Source organism: Pseudochrobactrum sp. Wa41.01b-1 (assembly GCF_019464455.1).
Lineage (GTDB): Bacteria > Pseudomonadota > Alphaproteobacteria > Rhizobiales > Rhizobiaceae > Pseudochrobactrum > Pseudochrobactrum saccharolyticum.
Map to the genome: position 1 here is coordinate 1,247,817 of NZ_CP080493.1, position 23,837 is coordinate 1,271,653.

General features: G+C 50.0%; 14 protein-coding genes. 2 read left to right on the top strand and 12 right to left on the bottom strand.

The window, feature by feature from the left end:
* Nucleotides 1-18 precede the first annotated feature (18 nt).
* Entirely contained in the window at nucleotides 19-2,223 is a 2,205-nt protein-coding gene (locus K1X45_RS05925) for a TonB-dependent receptor domain-containing protein (RefSeq protein WP_255560726.1), read from the bottom strand.
* A 233-nt stretch (nucleotides 2,224-2,456) separates the two neighbouring features.
* Here K1X45_RS05925 and K1X45_RS05930 point away from each other — a divergent pair, with 233 nt between their 5' ends.
* Nucleotides 2,457-3,962 (top strand): glycosyl transferase family protein, encoded by a 1,506-nt coding sequence (locus tag K1X45_RS05930; RefSeq protein ID WP_220160099.1) that lies wholly within the window; start codon nucleotides 2,457-2,459, stop codon nucleotides 3,960-3,962.
* Nucleotides 3,963-3,998: 36 nt separating this feature from the next.
* On the opposite strand, the gene K1X45_RS05935 is transcribed toward K1X45_RS05930, so the two are convergent.
* The 7 genes from K1X45_RS05935 to K1X45_RS05965 all read right to left on the bottom strand — a co-directional run bounded on the left by K1X45_RS05935 (nucleotide 3,999) and on the right by K1X45_RS05965 (nucleotide 14,122).
* Nucleotides 3,999-6,023 (bottom strand): putative 2-aminoethylphosphonate ABC transporter permease subunit, encoded by a 2,025-nt coding sequence (locus tag K1X45_RS05935; protein WP_255560729.1) that lies wholly within the window; start codon nucleotides 6,021-6,023, stop codon nucleotides 3,999-4,001.
* A complete protein-coding gene (locus K1X45_RS05940; RefSeq protein ID WP_220160399.1) occupies nucleotides 6,020-7,183 on the bottom strand; it encodes a putative 2-aminoethylphosphonate ABC transporter ATP-binding protein in 1,164 nt (387 codons plus the stop codon). The genes K1X45_RS05935 and K1X45_RS05940 overlap by 4 nt, the downstream gene beginning before the upstream one ends.
* A 187-nt stretch (nucleotides 7,184-7,370) precedes the next feature.
* Nucleotides 7,371-8,393 carry a putative 2-aminoethylphosphonate ABC transporter substrate-binding protein gene (locus K1X45_RS05945; RefSeq protein ID WP_022711017.1) on the bottom strand — a complete coding sequence of 341 codons (1,023 nt, stop codon included), beginning with the start codon at nucleotides 8,391-8,393 and terminating at the stop codon, nucleotides 7,371-7,373.
* Nucleotides 8,394-8,594: 201 nt separating this feature from the next.
* Nucleotides 8,595-9,947 (bottom strand): aspartate aminotransferase family protein, encoded by a 1,353-nt coding sequence (locus tag K1X45_RS05950; protein ID WP_220160100.1) that lies wholly within the window; start codon nucleotides 9,945-9,947, stop codon nucleotides 8,595-8,597.
* Between the two features lie 116 nt (nucleotides 9,948-10,063).
* Nucleotides 10,064-11,521 (bottom strand): phosphonoacetaldehyde dehydrogenase, encoded by a 1,458-nt coding sequence (phnY, locus tag K1X45_RS05955; RefSeq protein WP_075655880.1) that lies wholly within the window; start codon nucleotides 11,519-11,521, stop codon nucleotides 10,064-10,066.
* A 93-nt stretch (nucleotides 11,522-11,614) separates the two neighbouring features.
* Nucleotides 11,615-12,874, bottom strand: coding sequence for a phosphonoacetate hydrolase (gene phnA / locus K1X45_RS05960; protein ID WP_220160400.1), 1,260 nt, complete (start codon nucleotides 12,872-12,874; stop codon nucleotides 11,615-11,617).
* 54 nt (nucleotides 12,875-12,928) lie between these two features.
* A complete protein-coding gene (locus K1X45_RS05965; protein ID WP_220160101.1) occupies nucleotides 12,929-14,122 on the bottom strand; it encodes a 2-aminoethylphosphonate--pyruvate transaminase in 1,194 nt (397 codons plus the stop codon).
* A gap of 224 nt (nucleotides 14,123-14,346) precedes the next feature.
* Here K1X45_RS05965 and K1X45_RS05970 point away from each other — a divergent pair, with 224 nt between their 5' ends.
* On the top strand, nucleotides 14,347-15,231 hold the full coding sequence (locus K1X45_RS05970) for a LysR substrate-binding domain-containing protein (RefSeq protein WP_220160102.1): 885 nt from the start codon (nucleotides 14,347-14,349) through the stop codon (nucleotides 15,229-15,231).
* Between the two features lie 42 nt (nucleotides 15,232-15,273).
* Here the strand turns inward: K1X45_RS05970 and K1X45_RS05975 are convergent, their stop codons facing one another.
* The 4 genes from K1X45_RS05975 to K1X45_RS05990 form a co-directional block, all read right to left on the bottom strand.
* Nucleotides 15,274-16,833, bottom strand: coding sequence for a D-aminopeptidase (locus K1X45_RS05975; protein WP_220160103.1), 1,560 nt, complete (start codon nucleotides 16,831-16,833; stop codon nucleotides 15,274-15,276).
* Nucleotides 16,834-17,376: 543 nt separating this feature from the next.
* On the bottom strand, nucleotides 17,377-19,227 hold the full coding sequence (locus tag K1X45_RS05980; RefSeq protein WP_255560744.1) for an ATP-binding protein: 1,851 nt from the start codon (nucleotides 19,225-19,227) through the stop codon (nucleotides 17,377-17,379).
* A complete protein-coding gene (locus K1X45_RS05985) occupies nucleotides 19,224-19,916 on the bottom strand; it encodes a response regulator transcription factor (RefSeq protein ID WP_116088960.1) in 693 nt (230 codons plus the stop codon). Before K1X45_RS05985 ends, K1X45_RS05980 begins: the two co-directional genes overlap by 4 nt.
* Before the next feature lie 125 nt (nucleotides 19,917-20,041).
* Nucleotides 20,042-23,482: an autotransporter domain-containing protein gene (locus K1X45_RS05990; RefSeq protein ID WP_255560745.1), complete on the bottom strand. Its 3,441-nt coding sequence runs from the start codon at nucleotides 23,480-23,482 to the stop codon at nucleotides 20,042-20,044.
* Nucleotides 23,483-23,837 lie beyond the last annotated feature (355 nt).

Consider the following 23,837-nt stretch of genomic DNA (forward strand, 5'->3'; position numbering starts at 1 on the left):
TTTTTAACAGCTGAACAATCAGAACTTCGAGGTCATGCTGACCCAGAGACGGCGTCCGTCAACCGAAGCGTTGAAATCACTCTCTTCAATACGCTTGTCGAACAGATTGTAGAGTGCCGCATTGAATGTAACATTCTCGCTGAACTCATAGCTCGTACCGATATCGAAAGTCATATAGGCATCATATTTACGGGCAATGACCTTGCCGTTTTTGTAAACCGGCTTACCGTTACTGCCGATACGGGCTCCGGCATTCGTTTCCGAGCCATGGTAATTGGCAGCCGTCCATGCAGAAAGACCTTCAACCGGTGTAGTCCAGTCCGCACGGATATTACCCATATGTTCAGGTGTACGTGTCAGTGGCAGACCATCATAGTCCCCGCCCTTCTGACGGGAATGCGTATAGGTATAGCTGGCGCGCAAACGGATATCAGATGTGGCTTCCCAGTTTGCGGTCAGTTCCACACCCTGCATCACAGCATTATCAATATTGAAGCTGCTCCACAGAACATAATTGGTGTTTTCGCTCCAGCGGATCGGCTTGCCATTTGCATCAAGCATCTGCTTGTTGGAGATCTTGTCCTTGAAATCCGTGTAGAAATACGTCGCGCCAAGCTGCAAACCGTCCTGATTGTCCCACAGGGCACCCAGTTCATAGCTCGTGCTCTTTTCTGCTTTCAGGCTTTCATCGCCAATAATCACACCGCAAGGGTTCTTGCCGGATGGCAGGCTCGCTTCAGGACCATAGAAACAGCCGCCGCCGCCAGTTGTATAAGCATAGCCCGGTGCGATTGTGCGGATTTCCGGTGCTTTAAAGCCCGTGGAAATACCACCTTTCAGCGTCAGCTGCTCCGTTGCATGCCACACGGCATAAGCACGCGGACTGAGATGGGAACCGTAGATTTCGTGGTCATCCATACGCAGACCACCGGTCAGCGAGAAGTCCGGTGTAATCCACCACTCATCTTCAGCAAAGACCGCCCATTGGCGAATGCTGAATGTCTCATCAAGACCGGTGCGGCGTCCCGGATTCTGATCTGTCAGCTGTGCATCAATGAACTGACCGCCGGTGACCAGCGTATGATCGCCGTAAAATTCAAACGGTGTGGTGAATTTACCGTCGAGTACAGAGTTACGGATTTCCGGTGAACGCAGATTTTCCACATAGGAGCCCTGAGCTTTATCCCAGTTGAAATTCGTGCGTTCTGCCCATTCCTGCGAGAACGAGAAATCAGACGTTGTCGGACCCCAGCGGCCGGTATGGCTGATCGACCAATGTTTGCGGTCGTTGTAATTATAAGTATCTGTTCCGGTCAAAGCGATTGTATCACCGACATTGCCTTCACGACGTACACGGGTGACGCCACCTTCGATGAAAATGTCATGATCTTCGTTCGGCGTAATTGTCAGCTTTCCGCCCAGATCACCATCGCGCTGTTCCTGCGTACCATTGAGGAATTTATCCTCACTGCGCTTCAGACCACGTCCCCAGGCCTGAACACCGACAACGTCAGGTACCAGTGGTCCGCTGACATAGAAGGAAGCCTGTCCGCTGTTGCCGTAGCGTGATTTGGTCTGCACGGTACCGTCAAGCGTCAGTTCCCCATGCCATGCATCATCAACTTTACGGGTAATAATATTGATAACGCCACCCATGGCATCCGAACCATAGAGCGAAGACATCGGGCCGCGCACCACTTCAATCCGCTCGATGGCCGATGCAGGCGGAACAAAACTCTGTTCAAAACCGGCATTACCATTGGTGCGGGCATCACGGGTGCTCTGGCGCTTACCATCGACCAGAATAAGCGTATAGGCACCCGGCAAACCGCGGATATAAATATCCTGCTCATTGGCGATACCGGTCACGCTGACACCCTGCACGCTGTTAAGCGCATCGGTCAGGTTGCGGAAAGCACCTTTTTCCAGCTCTTCGCGCGGTACAACAGTAATGCTGGCCGGCGCATCTTTAACATTTTGCTCAAAACCGGTGGCCGTGACAACGATCTGATCCAGACGCACTGTACCTGCCGGCGCTGCAGCCTGCTCAGCGGCCTGATCCGCAACTTGTTCCGTTGGTTGCTCGGCCTGCGCCTCAGCCGCAACCGGCTTCTTTTTAACAGCCTGTGCCTGAGCCGGAAGGGCGAAAGACAGCATTGTTCCGGCCAGAATTGTGCCGCATGCAAGAGCTGCGAGACGACGCATTTTGACCTGTTTTAACATCTCAGATCCGGAAACTGTCTGAATTTCCGCTCTTGAATGTCCGATATCTGTCATTTCAATTGCCCTCTGCCACAAATATGAGTTATTTACTCCCCTTATGTGTGGCAAGGTAACAGGTCAATCGCCATGTTTCAGACTTATTCCAACATCAGCTTTTTGCATTCCGCATAATGAAGATATCGCACCGCCTGAAAAAAGCTTTGCTCTGCACCAAAGCCGGAAGGAACAGTTAAATGCGTGAAAAGACTGTGCCTGATGACAAGAAGTCAGCCAAAGACAGCACAAACAGCGCCTTGCCCGCGTCCCGCTTAGGGCAGTTAAGGCTGTTGATAGCTTTGGATACATTGCTTGTGGAGGGCAGCGTGCAGCAGGCTGCCAAGCGCATGAATCTCAGCGCTCCGGCGATGAGTCGTCTGCTCAACCAGATTCGGGAAGCCTTCAACGATCCCATTTTAGTGCGTTCCGGCCGCCGGATGATCCCCTCTCCGCGCGCAGAAATGCTGCGCCTGCGCCTGCGTGCTCTTGCGGATGAGGCTGAAAACCTGCTCAGCCCCGATATACCGGCAACGCAGACACCGGCGGAAACCGGCTGGCAGCAACAGGCTTTACTCGCCGTTCCGCCTTTATCGCTCAGAACACCACTGATCGGCGGGCAACCCAGCCCCAAACAACTCGCCAATCAGCTCGCTAATCTGAGCAGCAGTCATGATCCTGTTTTACGGTTTTCGCGGTTTCTGGGCATACTCGGTCGTGGTGCCGGTAACAGCCGTCCGCTGACGATTGAGGAGGCAGAGGAAGCCTTTTCCCTGATCCTGCAGCAACAGGTTGATCCGATGCAGGCCAGCGCATTTTTCAGCCTGATCCATTATCGCGGAACAGCCGCTCAGGAACTGGCAGGTATGGTCAGGGCTGCACGCCAATATTATCAGCTGGATGATACATTCAGTCCGCAGGCGGATCTGGACTGGCCGGCCTATCTCTCCCCCAATTCACCACGTGCACCATGGTTTTTACAGGCCGCCAAACTGCTCGCACAGGCCGGATATAAAATCGCACTGCATGGCAGCAATGGCAGCGGCATGAATAGCGGTAAGATTGAACAGGCAGCACATGCGCTTGGCATTCCTGTTGCACAAAACCTTGCCGATGCCCGTCAGACACTGAAAAACAGCCACATTGTCTATATGCCATTAACAGGTTTTGCGCCTGCTCTTGCATCGATGATGGCGCTCTATCCGCTATTTGCCGCGCGCTCTCCGGTGGGCGACTGTGTACATCTTCTCAATCCGTTGCAAGCGCGTGCCAGCCTGCTGGGTGTATCCCGACCGGCCTATCGGGAACTGCACAGAGATACGGCAAAGCTGTTGCAGGAACTGCCGGAAACGCATAGCACTGCTGTTTATGGAAACAGCCAGCGACAATTGACCGTTCTCAGCGGCAATCGCGATGTTGCGGAGTTTTATCCTTTCCGTGTGGCAACACTTTTAAGCCTCAGCGGCACGGAAAGCTCTGACATTATTATAAAAGCACTGCATGAGCCGGAAGCCCTGCCCCGTATCGGCATGGATTCCTTTGAATATTGGCAGGCTATCTGGGCAGGAACTGCCATTGACCCGCGTCTTGAAACCGTTGTCACAGCAACAGCGGCGCTCGGCCTGATGACATTGCACAATGATCCCGACTTCAGCGCCTGCCACACCAAGGCAAAGCAACTCTGGCAGCAGCGCCACAATAAATAAACGGCACCTCCCGAAGAAGGTGCCGTTTAATCACTGTCAGGTGCCCCGCCATTTCTGTGTCTTGCGCAGCAGCATTTGCGACAAGCCATAATGCACAAATCGTGCCGCGACATTGGTATAGAAGATCATCATCCCCATAGCGGCAGCGGGTGCCACATCCCCTGCATCATCCATATTCAGCACGGCCACGGAAGCCAGCGTAGTATGAGCAGAATACAGGAACACCACGGCGGAGACTGTCGTCATCGCATTGACGAACAGGTAGATTGAAATATCCAGAATGGCCGGCAGACATACCGGCACGGTCACCCGCGCAAATAATTTGTAGAATGGTTGTTTGAGTGATGCCGAAACCGATTCAAATTCCGGATCCATCTGTTTCAGTGCGGTCAGCGCCGTCAGATGGGACACTGTATAAAAATGCGTCACGGTACAGATGACAAGAATTATCATTGTCCCGTAAATAGTGCTCAGCGGGTTGGCCGGATTGTTAAAGAAGAAAATATAGGCAAGCCCCAGCACCATCCCCGGCACAGCCATTGGCAGCATAGCCAGAAACTGGAACAAGGCGCGGCCTTTAGCAAAGCCCTCGGTCTTCTCAACCGCATAGGCACCGACAAACACAACCACAGTTCCGATAATCGCCGTCAGAAAAGCCAGCTGGATAGAATTATAATAGGAACTCCAGCCACCGCCATCCATACGCCCGAACTCAAAATTGCGCAGGCTGAGGCTCAGATCATAAGGCCAGAATTTTACGATGGCCGCTAATTGGCAGACCAGCAAAAGGCCGGTGATGAAAACAGCTATCAGAGCGCAATAAAGCAGGCACAGATTGTCAAACAGCGGTTTCTTTTTCGGAGCAAACGGCACCGCACGCGCAGATAACAAGGCAACCTGTTTGCGCTGGATAACTCTGTCAACGGCAAAGGCGATCACAGCGGGAAACAGCAGCATCACAGAGACAACGGCACCGATTTCAAAATTCTGCTGGCCGATAACCTGCTTATAAATATCCACCGCCAGCACATTATACTGGCCGCCGATAACCTTTGGCAGACCAAAATCCGTGATAACCAGATTGAACACCACAAAAGCTGCTGAAATCAAACCATAGCGGGCACCCGGAACTGTCACAGTCCAGAATGTGCGCCATTTGCTTGCCCGCAGGGAATCCGCGGCCTCATAATGACGGGCATCCGACACAGCCAGAGCCGTTGAAATAATCATCAAGGCATGGGGAAAAGTAAAGAAAACCGACCCCAGCACAATGCCCAGCGGCCCGTAAATCGGCAGGCCGAACAGCAGCTCTTTCAAAATCCCCTGATTACCGAACAGATAGATCAGCGCAATCCCCGGCAACAGTGACGGCACAAGAATTGGCATCACCGCCACCAGCTTGAAAAAGCCTTTAAAGCGCATTTTGGAACGGTTGAGCGCATAGGCAAAACCAAAAGCCAGTGAAACGGTGAGCACCATGCTGACCAGCGCGATCACCAGAGAATTCCTGATCGACTGAAACAGCGCCGGTGATGAAAAATAAGTGCGATAATTATCCAGCCCTGTCGTTTGATGCGGCATCAGCATGACACGGCGAAAATTATTGGAATCCACCTCCTGCCATTCCTGCCCCTGATAGGGAGCAGAGCCGATCAGAAACCGGCTGTTATCCGTCAAACCACGAATACGATAATGCTCGGGTCCGCGAAAGCTGAATTCCGGAAACAAGGCAACCGGAGACAAACGGCCACTATTGGAGGTTGCCAGCTCATCTTCTGAAATGGTTTTCAGTTCAGCATTCAGCTGGCTCAAAGACTGCGCGGGAGCCCAGTTACCTTTGCCGTCACCAACCTGCACTTCATAGTTTTCCAGCTGAAACTGGTAACTGGCAAAAGATTTGGACAGCATCACATAAAGCGGCGCCGCCAGTGTTATCAGCAGATACGCGCCGATAATCAGCATCATACCGCGCTTGATCCAGTCGTCCGAACTGACCTTCTGACGGATAGCCTTGCCCGCCGGCATGAGCGGCGCGGTAGAATAATCGCTTACAGCACTCATCGCCTGCCCTTTCCGTCAAAAATCAGCAAACGGCTTTTCGGCAATTCAACAAGAATGGTCATACCCTCTGTCAGGCCGAGGCGACGTTCCGCATTGATGGAAAAATCTGCTATCAGCTGCTGGTTTTGCAAATAGGTGCTGCGCATATGCGTGCGCCAGAAAGAGCCGAGAAATTCCATGGCTTCGATCTGCACCTCAATCAGATTTTCCCCGTTTCCGGCAGAGGAACTCGCATCCACAGCGCGGCCATGGGGGATCACATCATTCGGCCTGATCACTGCAACCGCCTCACTGCCCTCCGGCAGATTATGCTCATTGCATTGCAGAACCAGATCACCGGAAACGGCGGTGCCATCCGCACCGATTGTGACCGGATATTTATTGGTCTCTCCGATGAAATCGGCCACAAACAGACTGCTTGGCTGGCGATAAACATCAAGCGGCGTGCCAACCTGTTCGATTGTCCCTTTATTCATCACCACGATACGATCAGCCATAGCCAGCGCTTCTTCCTGATCGTGGGTGACCATGATTGTTGTCACGCCGAGCTTACGCTGCAATTCTTTAATCTCGTGGCGCAGATGAACGCGCACCTTGGCATCAAGCGCGGATAGCGGCTCGTCAAGCAGCAAAAGACCGGGAGAAATCGCTATCGCCCTTGCCAGCGCAATACGCTGCTGCTGTCCGCCGGAAAGTTGTGAAGGATATTTTTTCGCCTGATCTGCCAGTCCCACCAGTTCCAGCAATTCGGCAACACGCTGCGTAATCTCAGCGCGTGATTTCTTCATATTTTCAAGCCCGAAGGCGATATTCTTTTCAATGGTCAGATTGGGAAACAAAGCATAGGACTGAAAAACAATCCCGTAATCGCGTTGTGCTGGCGGCAGGCAGGAAATATCTTTGGAAGCCTGATGAACCGTCCCCCTTGTCTGCAGATCCAGCCCTGCAATGGCACGCAGCAATGTGGTTTTGCCGCAACCGGAAGGCCCGAGAAAACAGATAAACTCGCCTTCTCTGATTTCCAGATTGATGTCTTTCAGCGCATAAAACTCTCCGAAAGCTTTCCAGAGGCCGTCAACCTTGAGATATTCCTGTCTGTTTGCTGCCGCATCGCCGGCATTATATGCCTGCTGACCGATACGAACAGCATCTGTAGCCATTTCATGTTTCACGAATTCATTCCTCTGGACTGACATGGTCACACTCCCTGAACGAACGCGGAAAAGCCCGCGTTCGCAGTCGCATTATGCGTGTCTGTTAGAGCAGCTTCGGAAAACACGGGAACCGGTCTGTGTCCGAAACCATATGAAGACAGAAATTCTGCCGCTCAATGAGACAGCGTTCCGATCAGCCTTTGGATTCAGATTTTGAATCGTACCGTTTCGACCATTCCTCCAGAATGGCTTTGCGATTATTCGCCGCCCATTCCAGATCATTTTTAATCATCTTCTTTTCGAGATCAGCGGGGATATGTTCCACAGGCTTGGCAATGCCCGGCAACGCGACCACGGCAAAACTCTTATTGAGCGCTTCCATGGCATTCGGTGTCAGTGTCCAGTCCATCAGGGTTTTGGCGGCATCCATATTCGCTGTACCGGCCATAATTGCCACGGCCTCGGACTCCCAGCCGGAACCTTCTTCAGGGAAAATAATATCCACCGGCGCACCGGCACTCTTTACCTGAGAGGCAGGGAATTCAAAGGAAACGCCGATCGGTATTTCACCCGCACCGGCCATTTTGCACGGTTTGGAGCCGGAATGCGTGTAATTGGCGATATTCTCATGCAGGGCATCCATATAGTCCCAGCCGCCCTTTTCACCGAACATCTGCAACCAGGATGACACATCGAGGAAGCCGGTGCCGGACGATGCCGGATTAGGCATGACCACATGACCTTTATATTCAGGCTTGGTCAGGTCTTTCCAGCTTGCCGGCGGTTTCAGGCCAAGTTTCTCTGCTTCAACCGTATTGAAACAGACCGCGGCCACATAGGCATCAAGGCCGATCCAGCTGGTCGGGCGATCCTTATCCACAAAACGCGGATCCAGCTTGTCGACATCTTTCGGCGTATAAGGCTCTAGCATGCCTTCATTTTTAAGGATCAGCAGCGATGTGGCCGCAATACCCCAGACAATATCTGCCTTCGGATTATTTTTCTCGGCCAGCAGCTTGGCGGTCATGACCCCTGTGGAGTCACGTACCCAGTTCACTTTAATATCCGGATGATCTTTATTAAAAGCTTCTGCAAAACGTTGCAGATCAACCGCTTCAAAAGCAGTATAAACAGTCAGTTCTGTTTGTGCATAAGCACTTGATGCCAAAGCAATACCGGCAGCAAGGGACAGAATAAAAGCGCGATGCTTTTTCATTTCATATTTCCCCATTGTTATATCAGCTTTTTGTTATGTATTTGATAGCTGATTGCTTATTTTTATACCTGCTTTTGCAGGCTGTTCCCTCTTATGGCTCCTCATAGTGCGAACCGCAGTTCAATAAGTAAAATCTATTTATTTTATACATCGCCCTCCAAAACTTATAGGTTAGAGAGCGTTTCCTCCGGACAGAAAAATCTATGCGCCTTCCAATATCGCTCTTTCGACAACGGACAGTGCCTGTTCAAGCTCCTGCTGAGTAATGATGAGCGGCGGTGATAAAGTCAGCACATTGCCCTGACTGATCTTGAAACTGACACCGCCCTCCAGACAGCGATAATAAACCGCCTCAGCCAGTGCATTATCCGGCTCACGACTTTGCCGGTCGCGCACCAGCTCCACGCCGAACAGCAAGCCACGACCACGCACATCTCCCGCATGCGGTGAGCGCAATTGCAACTCCCGAAGACGGTTCATCGCATATTGGCCAAGCTCGGCCGCACGCTGAACCAGCCCTTCTTCCTCAATAATCTGAATTGTGGTGAGCGCGGCGCGCGTCGTCACCGGATTTTTCTCATGGGTATAATGCCCGATCGCATAATCACCGCATACATCCAGATCACGGCGCACAATTGCCGCTGCGATCGGCAGCATACCGCCACCCAGCGACTTACCGAGCACAATCATATCCGGTGTCACACCATCATGATCGGACGCAAAAAACTTGCCCGTCTTGCCAAGTCCGGTCGGTATTTCATCAAAAATCAGCAAAGTTCCGTGACGGTCACAGGCCTCACGCACTTTTTGCCAGAAACCGGGCGGCGGCGGATAGGGTGTGGCGCGCATCGGCTCAGCCACCACAGCGGCAATATCACCCTCACGTTCCAGTACAAAAGACACAATATCCGCACAGGCAATGCCGCAGCTCTCAGGCCCTTTATGCTTGTAATGACAGCGATAACAGGCAAAAGGCGGCACATGTTCTGCGCCGGACAATAAAGGACCTGCAATACCCGAACGGAATGTTGCTTCCCCTCCGACTGAAGAGGCGCCAAAGCCAGCCCCGTGAAAGGCATCCCAGAAAGACAGGGTTTTAAATCGTCCTGTGGCTGCACGCGCCACTTTCAGCGCAACCTCAATGGCATCTGACCCGCCGGTAGTGAACAGCGTTTTACCCAGATTGCCCGGTGCTATTTCAGCAAGCTTCTCGGCCAGTTCAATTGCCGGTTCACAGGTAAAACGGCGTGGTGCAAAACTCAGATCATCCATTTGCTGCTTTACCGCAGCAATCAGTCTAGGATGGGCATAGCCGATATGATGGGCGCTATTTCCATGAAAATCCATAAAACGGCGCCCGTTGGCATCTTCAATCCAGATACCCTGCGCCTTAACAATCGCTGTGAGGCAAGGGCTGGAAAGGCTCTGATGCAGAAAAACATCCGCATCACGGCGCAGCACTTCCTTCATGTGAGAACTGTTTTGCTGCGCCTGCCATCGCTGCCTTGCCTCGGAGCGGTTGGACTCGCCCTCTGTGTGCACTGCCAGTTTCATACTCGCCGCCTCCCCGAACGGTTTTCAGATAATGTGGCGGTTGCGATACGTATGCCTGTTATACTTTATTGCATTTTACGTATCGCGAACCTTGTTTTAAGCCCTTCTCCCGCGTCTCACTCCCATGGCAGTGAGAAGGTTTTGACATTGGTGAAGCTTTTCATCGCTTCAATCACACCTTCTTTATAACCATTGCCGGAATCTTTAATCCCGCCGAAAGGCGACATCTCGATACGGTAACCCGGCACTTCCCAGATATTGACCGTACCGACATTGAGCCCGCGGATATATTTCTGCATACGCCGGTAATCATTGGTGCAGACACCCGATGACAAGCCAAAATCTGTCGAGTTAGACAGCGCAATCAGCGCATCATCATCATCCGGCGCGCGAATAATCGGAATAACCGGTCCGAAAGTTTCCTGCATCACCAGTTCCGAGCTGTGCGGCACTTCGTCAACCACAATCGGTGGCAGTAAAGCGCCCTGACGACCCGGATCATAGAGAATTTTTGCCCCCTGCTCGGCTGCCATATAGACCAGTTTTTCAAACCGTGCGGCAGCTTGTTCATGTACGACGGTACCGAGTTCTGTTTTCGGATCCATCGGATCACCAAAGCGTATTTTCTTTGCCCGTTCCAGCACCATTGGTACAAAACGGTCGGCCACGCTTTCCTGACACAAAATACGTTTAACGGCCGTGCAGCGCTGGCCGGAGTTTTTCGTCGCCCCCGCCACAGCAAGATCAGCCGCTTTTGCCAGATCATCGTCACTCAGATCATTGAGAATAATCAGCGGATCATTACCGCCGAGTTCCAGTACTGTGCGTTTATAACCTGCAGTATTGGCAATCATCTTGCCCACAGGAACACCACCGGTAAAGGTAATCAGATCAATATCCGGATTGGTAATCATTTCCGAACCGATATCTTTCGGCAGGCCTGTCACCACCGACAGCATTTCCGGCGGCAATCCGGCTTCATACATAATATCGCACAGCAGCAATGCAGTCATCGGTGTCAGTTCGGTCGGCTTTACCACCACGCAATTATTGGTGGCAATCGCCGGTGCCACTTTATGCGAAACCATATTCAGCGGATGATTGAACGGTGTGATTGCCGAAATCGCACGTAATGGTTCACGGAATGTGAAAATCTTGCGGGCTTTGCCGTGCGGGGTCAGATCGCAGGAGAATATCTCCCCGTCATCATGCAGGCACATCTGCCCTGCAAGCGTAAACACATCATAGGCACGGCCTACTTCATAATAGGAATCCATCTTGGAGATGCCCAGTTCTGAAGTAATCAGATCGGCCATTTCCTCTTTGCGCGCCACCAGCAATTCAGCGGTGCGCAGCAGGATTTTCTGCCGCTCATAGCGTGTCAGCTTCGGCTTATAGGCTGCGGCAATCCTGAAAGCCTCGCGGGCATGTTCGGCACGCCCTGCCGGAACCGTACCGATAACCGCATTTGTGTAAGGATAATGCACATCAAAAACGGCATCCGCATCGACCTTTTTACCGGCGATCCGCATAGGCTCATGTCTGGTTTTAATGATTGTTTCCGGCTTCACCACAAAGGCTCTCCCTTCAATTCACCCCACCGGAAACCGTTCTGATTTTAAGATCAGAGATCGGTTTACCGGCACGGGGGAATGTTTTTCCTCAATTTACGACTGAGCTACCGCAGCTGTAACCGCATAGAAAAACGCATCAAAATTGCGCAGAACCGGTGCTTCCGGCAAATCCGGCATCTGACGGTTCACAATGAAAGGTACGGCCTGCTCTGTCAGCCCGCCATGCGAGCGCAGAGGCTCATTCAATGCTGCAAGATCATGGCGATGCTCACTGGTGCCAATGGCCTTATTCTCCGATGACACCAGAACAATATCGCCGATACGGTCTTGAGGCAGTTCAAAACGCTCAGCAGCATCAGCATTGTTCAGCACCACATCAATGCCTTCAATGGCAGCCAGCCGCTTCATAATATCACCGATATCCGTACCATCCGGCAGATATGCCGTTGCAAAAGAACCAAGCGCACCGTGATGCACCACATAAGGATCTGTAATCGGAAGAATAACCCGCGCGGCATCCTTGCCCAGCCAGTCGTCGAGCACATCCTGCACATAGACAACATCCGGTGAGCCATCAGCCTTATGTTTCGGCTTCATGCCGTGATCCGCAGTCACCACAATGGCCGCACCTAAAGCATCCAGCTCGGCCAGATATTTGTCGAACATTTCATAAAACGCATTGGCCTGCGGCACACCCGGTGCATATTTATGCTGCACATAGTCTGTTGTGGTCAGATACATCACATCAGGCCGGAAAGTTTTGAGCAGCTTCACACCGGCAGCGAACACAAATTCTGAAAGCTCTGCGGAATAGACCTCAGGCGCCGGCATACCCAGCCATTGTGATGCATTATCAATGCCGTTTTCCGCTTTCGTTGTCGTATCGGAACGCTCTGCCGAAAAACAAATCGCGCGATTATCGCCGAATTGCAGGCCTGCCCCCAGCAAAGCCCGCAGCTTGTCTTTAGCTGTCACTACAGCAACTTTCGCACCGGCATCATAGAAGCCTTTGAAAATGGTCGGTGCACGCAGAAAGCGCACATCATTCATCATCACTTCCGTACCGGTTTCACGGTCATAGAGATAATTACCGCAAATGCCGTGGACTGCAGGCGGACGCCCCGTGGCGATGGAAAGATTATTCGGATTGGTAAAACTCGGAATAACACTATGGGCGGTGCGTACCGTGCCGGTTTCTTTAATGCGTTTCAGTGTCGGCATCAGCCCCGCAGCAATTGCCTCATCCAGATAAGCCGGTTCGCACCCGTCAAGGCAGATCGCGATAGCGGGGACGTTCGGCCAGTTATAATCACGGCCGTTCACGGTTACGGTTACCTTGGTCATCTTGTTCACTTCATTATCCTCCGCAGGCGGCATGACGCTAACCTGCTGTTTTAAATTTAAAACTCAGGCTGCGAGCTTAGCGCGTTCATCCAGTGCGGCGGCTGGCGGGGCAGCCGTGTCCACACCCATTTCTGTCAGGCTGTCTGCGGCGGCAGCAACAACCTGCCGCATAATATTGGCGTCCATGCGCCCGATGCAGCCGACACGGAAACTGTCGACAACGGTCAGCTTGCCCGGATAGATGATGAAGCCCTTATCTTTCATCAGATCATAGAAGCGGGAAAACTCGAATTTCGGATGAGCAGGATTGAAGAAGGTTACGATGATCGGCGATAGCCAGCGATCACGCAGCAGCGTTTCAAAACCCAGCTGGCGCATCCCCTCCACCATCACATCACGATTATTGGTATAGCGCGCCAAGCGTCCTTCAGCACCGCCTTCGGCTTCATGCATACGCAATGCAACCAGAAACGCAACAACCACATGGGTCGGCGGCGTGTAGCGCCACTGGCCGGTTTTATTCATCGTTGCCCATTGTTCATATATGTCGAGGCTCAGAGAATGGCAGTTGCCTTTAGATGCTTCCAGTACGCTTTTGCGGGCAATCACAAAGCCAAAACCGGGCACACCTTCGATACATTTATTGGCCGAGGAGACCATGGCTTCATAGCGGATTTTATTCACACTCAGATCAACCGCGCCGAAAGCACTCATACTGTCGACAAGCAGCTTGCGCCCCTTGGCATAAACAACTTCTGAGATTTCCGCGACCGGATTGAGAATGCCGGAACTGGTTTCGCAATGCACCACAATCACATGGGTGATTGCCGGATCGGCATCCAGTGCCTGCGCAACCTCATCCGCACGTGGCGGGAGATAGTCTCCCTTGTCAATTTTACTATGAGCACGCCCCAGATAATTCAGTGTCTGCACAATGCGCTGCCCGTAAGCACCGTTCATCAGCACCAGAATTTTGCTGTCTTTCGGCAAAAATGTCCCGAGCATGGCTTCAACCGCAAAGGAGCCGCTGCCCTGTATCGGCACACAATCAAATTCATGCTTGTCATCACCAGCAACACGCAGCAAGCGCTCACGCATTTCGGCTGTCATTGCCCGAAAATCACCGTCCCATGAGCCCCAGTCCCGCAACATCGCCTGCTTCACCGCATAATCGGTGGTCAAAGGCCCCGGTGTCAGCAAATAGGGTTCTCCCAATGCCGGCGCCAGAAACTGATTAGCTTTCCAGTGCGGAAGCATATCTGCTCCTGACTGCGGTCGTTTTTCACCGGCTGATTGCATTTCCTGTCCCTCCGGATAGCTTGCATAAATGCGGATTTGCTTCATCCTCAGGCAAAGGTAATTATTTGTAAAATCGTTATTTTAAATCAAACTATAAGTTTTACAGATATAACTTGTGCCGGAATTCCTCTATGTTAGAGTTCGTTTTACAGTCAGAAAACACTCGGCATCAGGAGAAATCCATGCGCTATGTTCAGTTACGGGCGTTTCATTATGTGGCAATTTCCGGCGGATTTTCCCGCGCTGCGGAAGCTTTATGCCTGACACAGCCTGCTATTTCCGATCAGGTGCGCAAGCTGGAGGAAGAATATGATGTGCTGCTGTTCAACCGTCATAAGAAACAAGTCAGCCTGACCGATGCCGGTGTAAAACTGCTGGAGATCACTCACCGGCTATTTGAAGTAGAGCAGCAGGCACTGGATTTCCTGTCAGAATCGCGGGTGCTGCGTGCAGGTAAATTGCGTATTATGGCCGATGCGGCACACCATATTCTTGGTATTCTCGGAGCCTTTAGGGAGAAATACCCCTCCGTGCAAATCAGTGTGCAAACCGGCAATAGTGAGGAAGTTATCTCCAGCCTCTATCGCTATGAAGCGGATATCGGCGTGCTGGGCGAAGTACCCAAAGCAAGGGACTTTCTCGTCCATAAGCTGAACTCTTCTCCGATCATCGCCTTTGTCGCCAGAGATCATCCGCTCAGCCGTTTTTCTAATATTGACCTCGCAGAACTGCTGCAATGGCCGCTGGTCTTTCGTGAAAAAGGCTCAAAAACGCGCCAGAAATTGGAAGATCTCGCGTTTGAGAAGAATGTCGTGCTGAAACCTGCTATTGAGGCAGAAGGCCGCGAAGCCGTTCGTGAGATTGTTGCAGGCGGTGCCGGTATCGGCTTTGTTTCATTAGCCGAATTCAGCAATGACAGCCGCTTGCATCCGCTTTCGATCAATACGCGTGAAGAGCTGATGGATGAAACGCTGATCTGCCTTCAGGAACGCAGCAATGGCACACTTATCAATGCATTTTTTAAAATTGCATCCGAAAGTGATACACATAATATTATCAAGAACTAACAAGTGAAAACCCCGCCGGAATGATCCGGCGGGGTTTTAATATCAGACTTTTTTATAGATTATGCCGCGGGCAAGCCAGCAGCCGATTGTCAGCCCCGAGATCGCACCGGACGTATCGCGTTCGGCCACCACAGTCCAGTCTCCCGGTGCCGGAGCATCCATTCCGCGCTGACATGGTAAAAGCCAGATATCTTCAGCAATCGCATAAAGCGGTTGCATTGGCCCTTTACCTAAAAAGCCTTCAAATGCTGCATAGGCGGCGCTACCTGCAATTTCACAGACAAAATCAGCATCCATTTCCGCGCAATGATAACGTCCGGCAATATCCTGTCGCCCGTTTCCGGAAACACGATGCAATTTTGCGGAGAGGTTTTCGCCATCGCGACGAAGAGCAATCTCATCGTCTTTACGCTGCAAAACCATTCCCGAAGATTGCAAACTGCCATCGGTCTGCATATCCATCATTTCTGGTGAAGTGGCAAACCGCGCATGAACCTGCCCGCCGACAGCCGGTGTAAGGCTAAGGCTCAGTTTCGTGGCCGGATCAAAATAATTTCCATACCAACCTGCATCAACAGGCAGAACTTCAGTTTTCGCTTTAGGAATGCCCAAAGCAGCACGCATCAACTGCTCAGCTGCACCATAGGCGCTGGCCTGATGATTAAACATCACAATAACAGATACACGTGCATCAGCCGCATGGAACCGCTGGCAGCGCCAACCGCGCAGCGCCCCGCCATGACCGGTAATTTTAACACCGTCAAAATTGACATGGTTAAGGCCATAGCCGTAACAAGCCGGTTTACCATCCGTGTAAAATTGCGGACGGGACAAACGGTTATAAATACCGTTTTCGTCTCCACGCGTTGCATCAATAAACTGATCCCACGCAATCATATCATCCAGAGAGGCGCAAACGCCTGCATCCCCGCTCCAGTGAATATTATTCACTGCCGCTGTAAAACCGGAGACAATATTGCCCTCATAACCGATTGCATCGCCAGGCGTTATAGATGTGTCAGGGAAAAGTCCGGCAGTTTTCATGCCTGCAGGCAGGAAAATACGCTCACGCAGAAGTTCATCCAGTGAACGACCGGTTTTCTCTTCAATCAAAAAAGACAGCAGACGGAAATTGCCGTTATTATAGGAATAATGTGTACCGGTTTCAAAATGGGTTGTTCGGATTTTTCCAAGAAGCTGACGAGCATTATCTGCCGTAAAAACACCTTCCGGATCAGCGCCATTAACTACAGTCAGCGCCCAGTAATCCCGCAGGCCGGACTGATTATTACATAGATCAGCAATTGCAGGGCGTTTACCTTCAAAGTCAGGCAGATAGGTAGCCAGCGCATCATCAAGAACAGAGGTTTCACTAAAGATATCCAACAAGACTGCGCAGGTAAACTCTTTGCTGACGGAGCAGATCGGCATCATGGTCGCCGCACTCATCGGCACCCTTTTCTCCAGATCAGAATAGCCCCAAACCTGCTTCGCTATAACCCCACCATCTTTGAGAACCGCAGCGACGCCTCCCGGTCCTTTATATTGTTCGGAGAGGCTCAGCATCACAGCATCAATTGCTGATTTATCAACGGCTTGCATAAATTTCATTCCCGCTTATGTGTCTTTGCACTCAGGCATAAGCCACTCACCTTCACAGCTCAAGAGGGATTATCTGCCTGTAATGCCGCAGGATCAGACATGAGCATTAAACAACCTGCAAAGCAGCTAAAAAACTACCCACGCCTCCCCTCCTCTTGCATATTTTAAATACAAAAAAGCTCCGCGCATTTCTGCCGGAGCTTTATTGCTTTGAGGGGATTTGGTTGCGGGGGCACGCAACTACCGATACCGACACTTATTCTCAATTGAAATTTAAGCCTTATCTATTAAAATAAGCACCGAATTGATGTCACACAAATAACTGTCCATTTGTGGAAGACAAGTTATTAAAATTTTCAGTGCTACATTAGAAAATATAGCTATTTTACTAGATGTAATAAGCGGAGACGCGCAGCACGCCACTACCGCGCCTAAACACACTTAAAAGGTTGCGTTGATAGATAGCTAACCGCTTTATCAGCTAGCTGGTCTATGGAGAGACAAGATAGCTGGCACAACTTTAATATCCGTGACTATCGGAAATTAAAGTTGTGCCATAATCACTTTTACGACGGTTCTTCCTGGCGTTGATGAAATTTCTAACTTGCCACCGACTTTGAGAATTCTTGTTGACATACTTCTCATACCAACACTGATATTAGCTGTTTGCACCGCTAAAACATCAAATCCGATACCGTCATCTTCCAACTCAAGTACGAGTTCATTTGGGCTTTGCTGCTGCAAGCGAAAGCACATCTGCTGCGCGCGACTATGTTTTATGAGATTTGTTAATGCCTCCTCAACAACACGTGTGAGTGCCAGACATTGTAATGTGCTGGGTGTACTCCGCCAAGCCGATGGAAATTGCCAGTCGGACTTAATGCCAAGCTCATCAAAAAGAATGCTAAACCGATGACGTAATGGGGCAATCCATTCCTGCGGCGTAGCTGGAACTTTAGTGCTAGGACTGGAATTATGATCGATGGTTTGGCGCAAATCATCCCGAAGCAATTTCAACATGGAAATGACTTGGGGGCGATGAACCTGCTCACTGCCTTGTTCAACTTTTGCCATCATATGAACGAGCGTTCCACCGATACCATCATGAAGATCATGGGCGATATCCAAACGCTCTCTTAATTTTGCATTTTTTAGCTCTAAGAAATGTTCTCGCTCTAATGTAACGGCTAGTTCTGAACGTGCGTTCGCAATGCTCTCGGCTAATTCAACATTAAACCGTTCAATGCGTCTGACATTATGCGCCTGACGCAGCCCCAGTATCCCCGCCAAGCACAATGTGATGACAATATTCGCATATGGCAATATTGGAAATTTTTCCGGATCAGGCCGAAAGAGGAGCAACGCATCGTACTGAATTGTCACAAAAAGTACTAATAAGCAAATTGAGAACAAAAAATATTCGTTATTGCGCTTTTGAAACGTCAATAGCGGAAACTGCACACAGTTAAACAAGAAAAAGCCTAACGCAACGAGTACACTCGATATTTGGATCGCACCAAGATAATCTTGTGGTGTAAGAATGAGTGCGCCAATAAATACGCTGAAAATCCCCCATAAAAAACGCTCATAACGCTTTAAAACCAGCTCGCCAAAGCGCAATGTAAACATGCAAAAACATGCAATATTCAGCAATAAGGCAATTGCGTTAACTCTTACGAATGTTACAGAATTCGAAAAAGGCCAAGGCGTGGTCACAAGAATATTAGCTATGAAAACAAGCCAGAACAGTGACGAAAATGCATACCACCCGTAGTAGGTCTGATCACGGCGTATGATCCAGATACAAAAAAACAAGATACCGATAACGCCGGAAACTATCACATTTGCAACATATAAAGTACGTTGCCGCCACCAGTAGTTGTCATAAATACTTTGGACCTGCGTTGGCTCACCAATGATAACAGAGCCTAGCCCAAGTGCTTGTCCTTTGACACCAACAGTTTTAACCCAAAGTGTATTGATACCTTCAGTCAGCCATGCATTATGCAGAACCCAATAGCGCGGCATATTCCAGCTACGCGATAATGGTTCTGTCAGATTCTTATCACGCCAGAGAAAATGGTCATTAACGAAAACCTCTCCGGCCATATTGATTGTCTGTATGAACAACGCAACAGGATTATGGCCTGCTTCAGAACATGTCTGTCGCCAATGAATGCGATACCAAACTTCATCTGAATATTCTGAATGCAGTTGGTTCCAATAATTTGGTAAAGTTACGGCTTCCCACCGTAAATTTTCAGATTTACGTCCATCAGGACCAGCTTTTGCGGCAGAAATATCAATGATCTCTGCGGAACATTGCGCTGAAGTGGTCTCTGCCGAAGCAGGCATAGCAATAAGGCTGAACCATATAATAAGCAGCCACTTCACTTTAACAAACCGCGCTCTCTCGCCGCATGAATAGCACGTGTGCGTGAAGAGACTGCGAGTTTTCGGTAAATATGTTTAATATGGCATTCAACCGTATAGCGCGACAAAGAAAGATGGTCTGCAATATCCTTATTGCCAAGTCCGTCGGCGACCAACAATAAAATTTGATTTTCGCGTGCGGTCAGCACTTGCTGACACAAGTCTTTATTGTCTCCGTCTTTTTCCAGTGCCTTGGAAGGCAGTTCATCGATAATGCGCTTTGCAATAAAAGGATCTATTGGCGCACCCCCGCGTAAAACACTACGCAATGCAATAGCAATCTCCAGATCATCCCGCTCTTTAAGCACATAACCGACAGCACCGGCACGCAAGGCACCTAGAATGACGTCCTCTGTGGCCCATGCCGAGATAACCAAAATGGAGAGGCCAGGATCACTCGTATTCAGCTCGGATATCAAATCGATACCACTACCATCCGGTAAGCCAATATCAATCAGCGCCAAGGCGACTGGCTGATCTGACAATTGCGCGCGCGCTTCACTCAGTGAAGCAGCAAAAATAAGGGCATCAATTTTATAGCCAAATTGTAGTAGAAGATTTTCCAGCCTCAAGCGAACCTGCATATCGTCCTCAACGATAAGTACCGGCGCAGGCAAAATTAGATTGATTGCTATTGCACCTAAAGACATAGGTTGGCTCCTCAAGAAGGCCGTAAGGGTTACACAATCTAATACAAGATAATTTACCCGCATGAAACTTAACGGCTAAATTTACCTACATGCAGCTCTCCAAATCCAGTTTATTCTTACTCAGTCTAAAACTTCACGCTGAAATTAGCATTCACGCCGTTTTGAGTGATACCTGAACCAAACTGCCCCTGATATGAGACACCAAGTTTGGAATTTTTCGTAATGGCGAAATCAAGTCCGGCTTCAATCAGTGCGGTATCTTTGCCAATCGGACTGCCCGATGCTGTGAACGCATTGGAGCCTGCAGCAAAGCTCGCAGTCGATAACGGGATCACATCGCCAAAAGCATGTCGCCAACCAAGATCAGCGCGTGCGGTTGTCAGTGTATTACCAAGCTCGAAGCTGGTTGAGAGACGCATGCCGAGGGTTGAGAGGGTTGTGTCCATCTTACCGGATTGTACGCTGAGCGCTGCGCCATTATGACCTGTTTCTGTAAAACTGTCCGTTCTGACATTGACATAGGCAAGATTGGCATAAGGCTCGATGATCGCGCGCGGGCTGAGATCATGCTTATAGCCCAACTCGCCAAACACCTGAAACGTACCGCCATTGTAATCAGCGGATAGCTTGTCGGAATAGCCATTGAAAGCAACCGAGCGGCTCATCTCGATATTGTGCCAGGAATAGGAAAGCCCTGAGCGGAAACCGATGGAACCTTGGCCCGTCGCCCATTCAGTGCCCGCATAAGCACCAAGCGTGTAATTATCGCTGGAGCCAGATGAAGAAAGGCTTGGTGTTTTAAAGGTTGAACGGCTGTATCCGGCCATAAGACCCAAGCGCCAATTATCATAAACATCACCGTCAATACCGGTGATGAACCCACCAATGGTCGACTTGGTGCGTGCGGCATTATCTGTAGCAGATTGTGTGGCCCAACTGCCGAATGCTGCTCCCCATGCGGCATAGCGCTGAAGATCATCAACATTAACCGGAGCAACATGATCAATGGCATTGCCTGCCTGGCTGGTTTCGGCTTTCGGACCATAGGCCATCACAGACACCGGATTAACCGGTGTACCGCCAAATGCCTGAGACAGGCGATTATTGACCGATGACCGGGTGATGCCACTGGCATTGAGCAAAACGCCACTTGCGGATGCGTAGGCCTCACCACTTAGTTGCGGCAGGTTTGAGCGAATGGTTGAGCCGTCAGATTCAGAAAAATCCAGTGCTGCGAGCAATGGTTTAAACTCTGTCGCAGCATTATTGGCGAGACTATCCAATGCAGCGCCAACTTCACGGTCTTCACTATCTCCCGCATATTGCGAATAGGCATTCGCATCACGGCTCAATGATACGGTATAAGACAGATTACCATTATCTGTCGCACTAGCGTTAAGTGTCGGCGAGCTCAATGTGGTGCTAACATTTGTGAAGTTACCACTCATTGCGTCCACTTGTAACCACTCGTTTGAAGTGACGGTGAAACCATCACGATAATAACCCCGATCAGGTGCAAAGCTGATCGTGCCATTAAGACCAGCACTACCGTTTACAATTAGGCTGCTGATGTCAGACTGATCATTGAATGCGAGTTGCAAGGTGCCGGTAGCTGACTGAGCATAATTGCCGTCAATAGTGATTGCCGTTCCAGCAACAGAAGGATTTAATATCCCGCTATTGCGGAACTGCTGAGCTGCATCTATCTGGTAAATCCCTTGACCGGAAAGCGTTGCTGCTTGCGCCACACCGACATCAAAGACTTGATGGTTGCCAGTCAGAACAGATGTGCCGCCATCAAGATGCAGCGAAATATTCTTGCCCTTGATATTGCCACCGTAAGCCAGTCTGAAATCCGTATCAGCTGTGCCAGTCGAATTCCCTTGTGCATCAGCCTTCAAACCGAAACTCAGTTCCGTCAGGCGCAGATGGCCATCTTCATCTTCTTCTGCATACTCGGAAATAATATCACCAGTGATGCTGGCACCCTGCATGACATTAATTGCACCGACATAGCCACTTTCTGACATATAAATCGCAGCCTTTTTACCTGCAACACGGCCGGTCAGATCGAAACTTGAAACAAGTGGCCCGTTCACTTCATTCAGAGCCGTTTCATAATAATCGGGAAAATAATTTTCTAAATCTCGTTTTCCCGAGGTTACAAAATAAGAACCGCGATATTCATTGTTGTCACCTAGTGAATTATGGCCAAAGTCAAAACTGACCGCGATACCATTTTCACCCAGTGCTTGCACATCACCACGTTGAGTCAGGGTGTGATTTTTTCCGTAAGCAAACAACACACCAAGACCGTTCTCACCGTTGGCGTGAACCCGTGTTCCGGGCAAAATAGTCATCGTATTGCCGATACCATCGACACGAATACCTGCACCGCCCGCCCCTGCGGATAGCAAATCTGCACGTTGGGCAATTATATTGCCGCTTCCATAGATATGAAGGCCGAGCCCCATGGTCGCGGTGTTATAGCTGTTGGGGATATAGGCAGTGCCTTCACTATTGCGAGCGAAGAAGGGATTATCATTGATCAAGGTAATGCCATCATTATAGACCGAGTAGCCAAACAGGTTACGGCGATCAATTGAGTAGCCAATATCTTGTAAGGCTGCGAATTCAGCCTCCATCAGCGACATATAATTTGAATATTGTTGATGGCTCATCATACTGTTCCTAAGCTCAGTATGCGAAAACGGGTCGTCCTTATAGCCAGGCACCAGATTTGAATCAACACGCACAGGAACACCCGGCATGGCACCATTGAGCACTGCATCTACATTCGACCCTGTAAAATAAGCAAATCCGTCATCGGCATCAAATGTATCAGCTCCTGCCGCAGCGGGTTCACAAAAATTGCAAATAATCGTTTGATCAGGTGCGGCAGCCTTGCCATTGCTATCAATCAGATGACTGGTCCAGGCATTCAGAACAGGTGCAAACTTTGCCTTAACAGGGTTGTTACCTGATTGTTGAGAATAGACTGTTGCGGATATTCCGAGCGCATGGGCTACTTCATGCATGAGCGTGCTGGTCATATCGACCTTAGGGGTTTGGATCAGTTGTGATGGAACAAAGGGCTGCTCCCAATCCCAATCCATTTTTCCTATCCCGATTATCCCGTGCGCTCCGTCCAGCAAGCGCTCCGGGTCGATCACACCATTATTCAGAGCGGAATTTATAAGTGAGCCTGCACCATTCATCCATTGCGAAATGTCACTAGATGCATAGGCATTATCCTCCTCCATGGTGCCCACATTAATGATGGCTGGATTTTGCCCCGGAGTGATCTTGATGATGTCTGCCCAATATTGCGCAGCGGAATAGGTGCGCTCCAGTGTTGCAGGATCAAAGACCCAGGTTGAGGTATCATCCCTGAAAAATTTCCCGTGTTGCGGGTAAAACATCCGCAATTCAAAAACGGGATTGCCGTTCGCATCAGTAATTATATGGGGGGTGAAAGCATGAGCGCTACCGGAGTAAAGACTCGTCAACAACCCCGCAGATAAACAGGTTGTCGAGGCCAATGCCAGTATAGAACTCAGTTTCATCAAGATGCCCCTCTGCCTGCTTAAATTACTATCGAATAACGATATAAAAAGCAGCATCTCAGGAAAAGCTATCACTGAAACTTGGTAGAAGTAAAAATACTATCATTATAAATATATCTGATGAACAATGAAGCCATGACTACACAATTAAAACCAAACTTAATTTTGGGAAACCCAAACCTGACCTGAACCATCTGAATTTGCACCCAAACAGTCATTCGTTTTTAATCGCAAGAGATGCCATCCAGAGAACTTAAACATATGGAAAAACAACTCTATTTCCATGAGTAATAGTATCAGATTTAAAATTGGCTACGGCATCAATTGGACCAAAAGCAGACGGATTTCTGCACAC

Excerpts from the sequence above, each read along its gene's own strand:
- K1X45_RS05925 (WP_255560726.1), bottom strand. The coding sequence starts at position 2,223 with ATGTTAAAACAGGTCAAAATGCGTCGTCTCGCAGCTCTTGCATGCGGC.
- K1X45_RS05930 (WP_220160099.1), top strand. The coding sequence starts at position 2,457 with ATGCGTGAAAAGACTGTGCCTGATGACAAGAAGTCAGCCAAAGACAGC.
- K1X45_RS05935 (WP_255560729.1), bottom strand. The coding sequence starts at position 6,023 with ATGAGTGCTGTAAGCGATTATTCTACCGCGCCGCTCATGCCGGCGGGC.
- K1X45_RS05940 (WP_220160399.1), bottom strand. The coding sequence starts at position 7,183 with ATGGCTACAGATGCTGTTCGTATCGGTCAGCAGGCATATAATGCCGGC.
- K1X45_RS05945 (WP_022711017.1), bottom strand. The coding sequence starts at position 8,393 with ATGAAAAAGCATCGCGCTTTTATTCTGTCCCTTGCTGCCGGTATTGCT.
- K1X45_RS05950 (WP_220160100.1), bottom strand. The coding sequence starts at position 9,947 with ATGAAACTGGCAGTGCACACAGAGGGCGAGTCCAACCGCTCCGAGGCA.
- K1X45_RS05965 (WP_220160101.1), bottom strand. The coding sequence starts at position 14,122 with ATGCTTCCGCACTGGAAAGCTAATCAGTTTCTGGCGCCGGCATTGGGA.
- K1X45_RS05970 (WP_220160102.1), top strand. The coding sequence starts at position 14,347 with ATGCGCTATGTTCAGTTACGGGCGTTTCATTATGTGGCAATTTCCGGC.
- K1X45_RS05975 (WP_220160103.1), bottom strand. The coding sequence starts at position 16,833 with ATGCAAGCCGTTGATAAATCAGCAATTGATGCTGTGATGCTGAGCCTC.
- K1X45_RS05985 (WP_116088960.1), bottom strand. The coding sequence starts at position 19,916 with ATGTCTTTAGGTGCAATAGCAATCAATCTAATTTTGCCTGCGCCGGTA.
- K1X45_RS05990 (WP_255560745.1), bottom strand. The coding sequence starts at position 23,482 with ATGAAACTGAGTTCTATACTGGCATTGGCCTCGACAACCTGTTTATCT.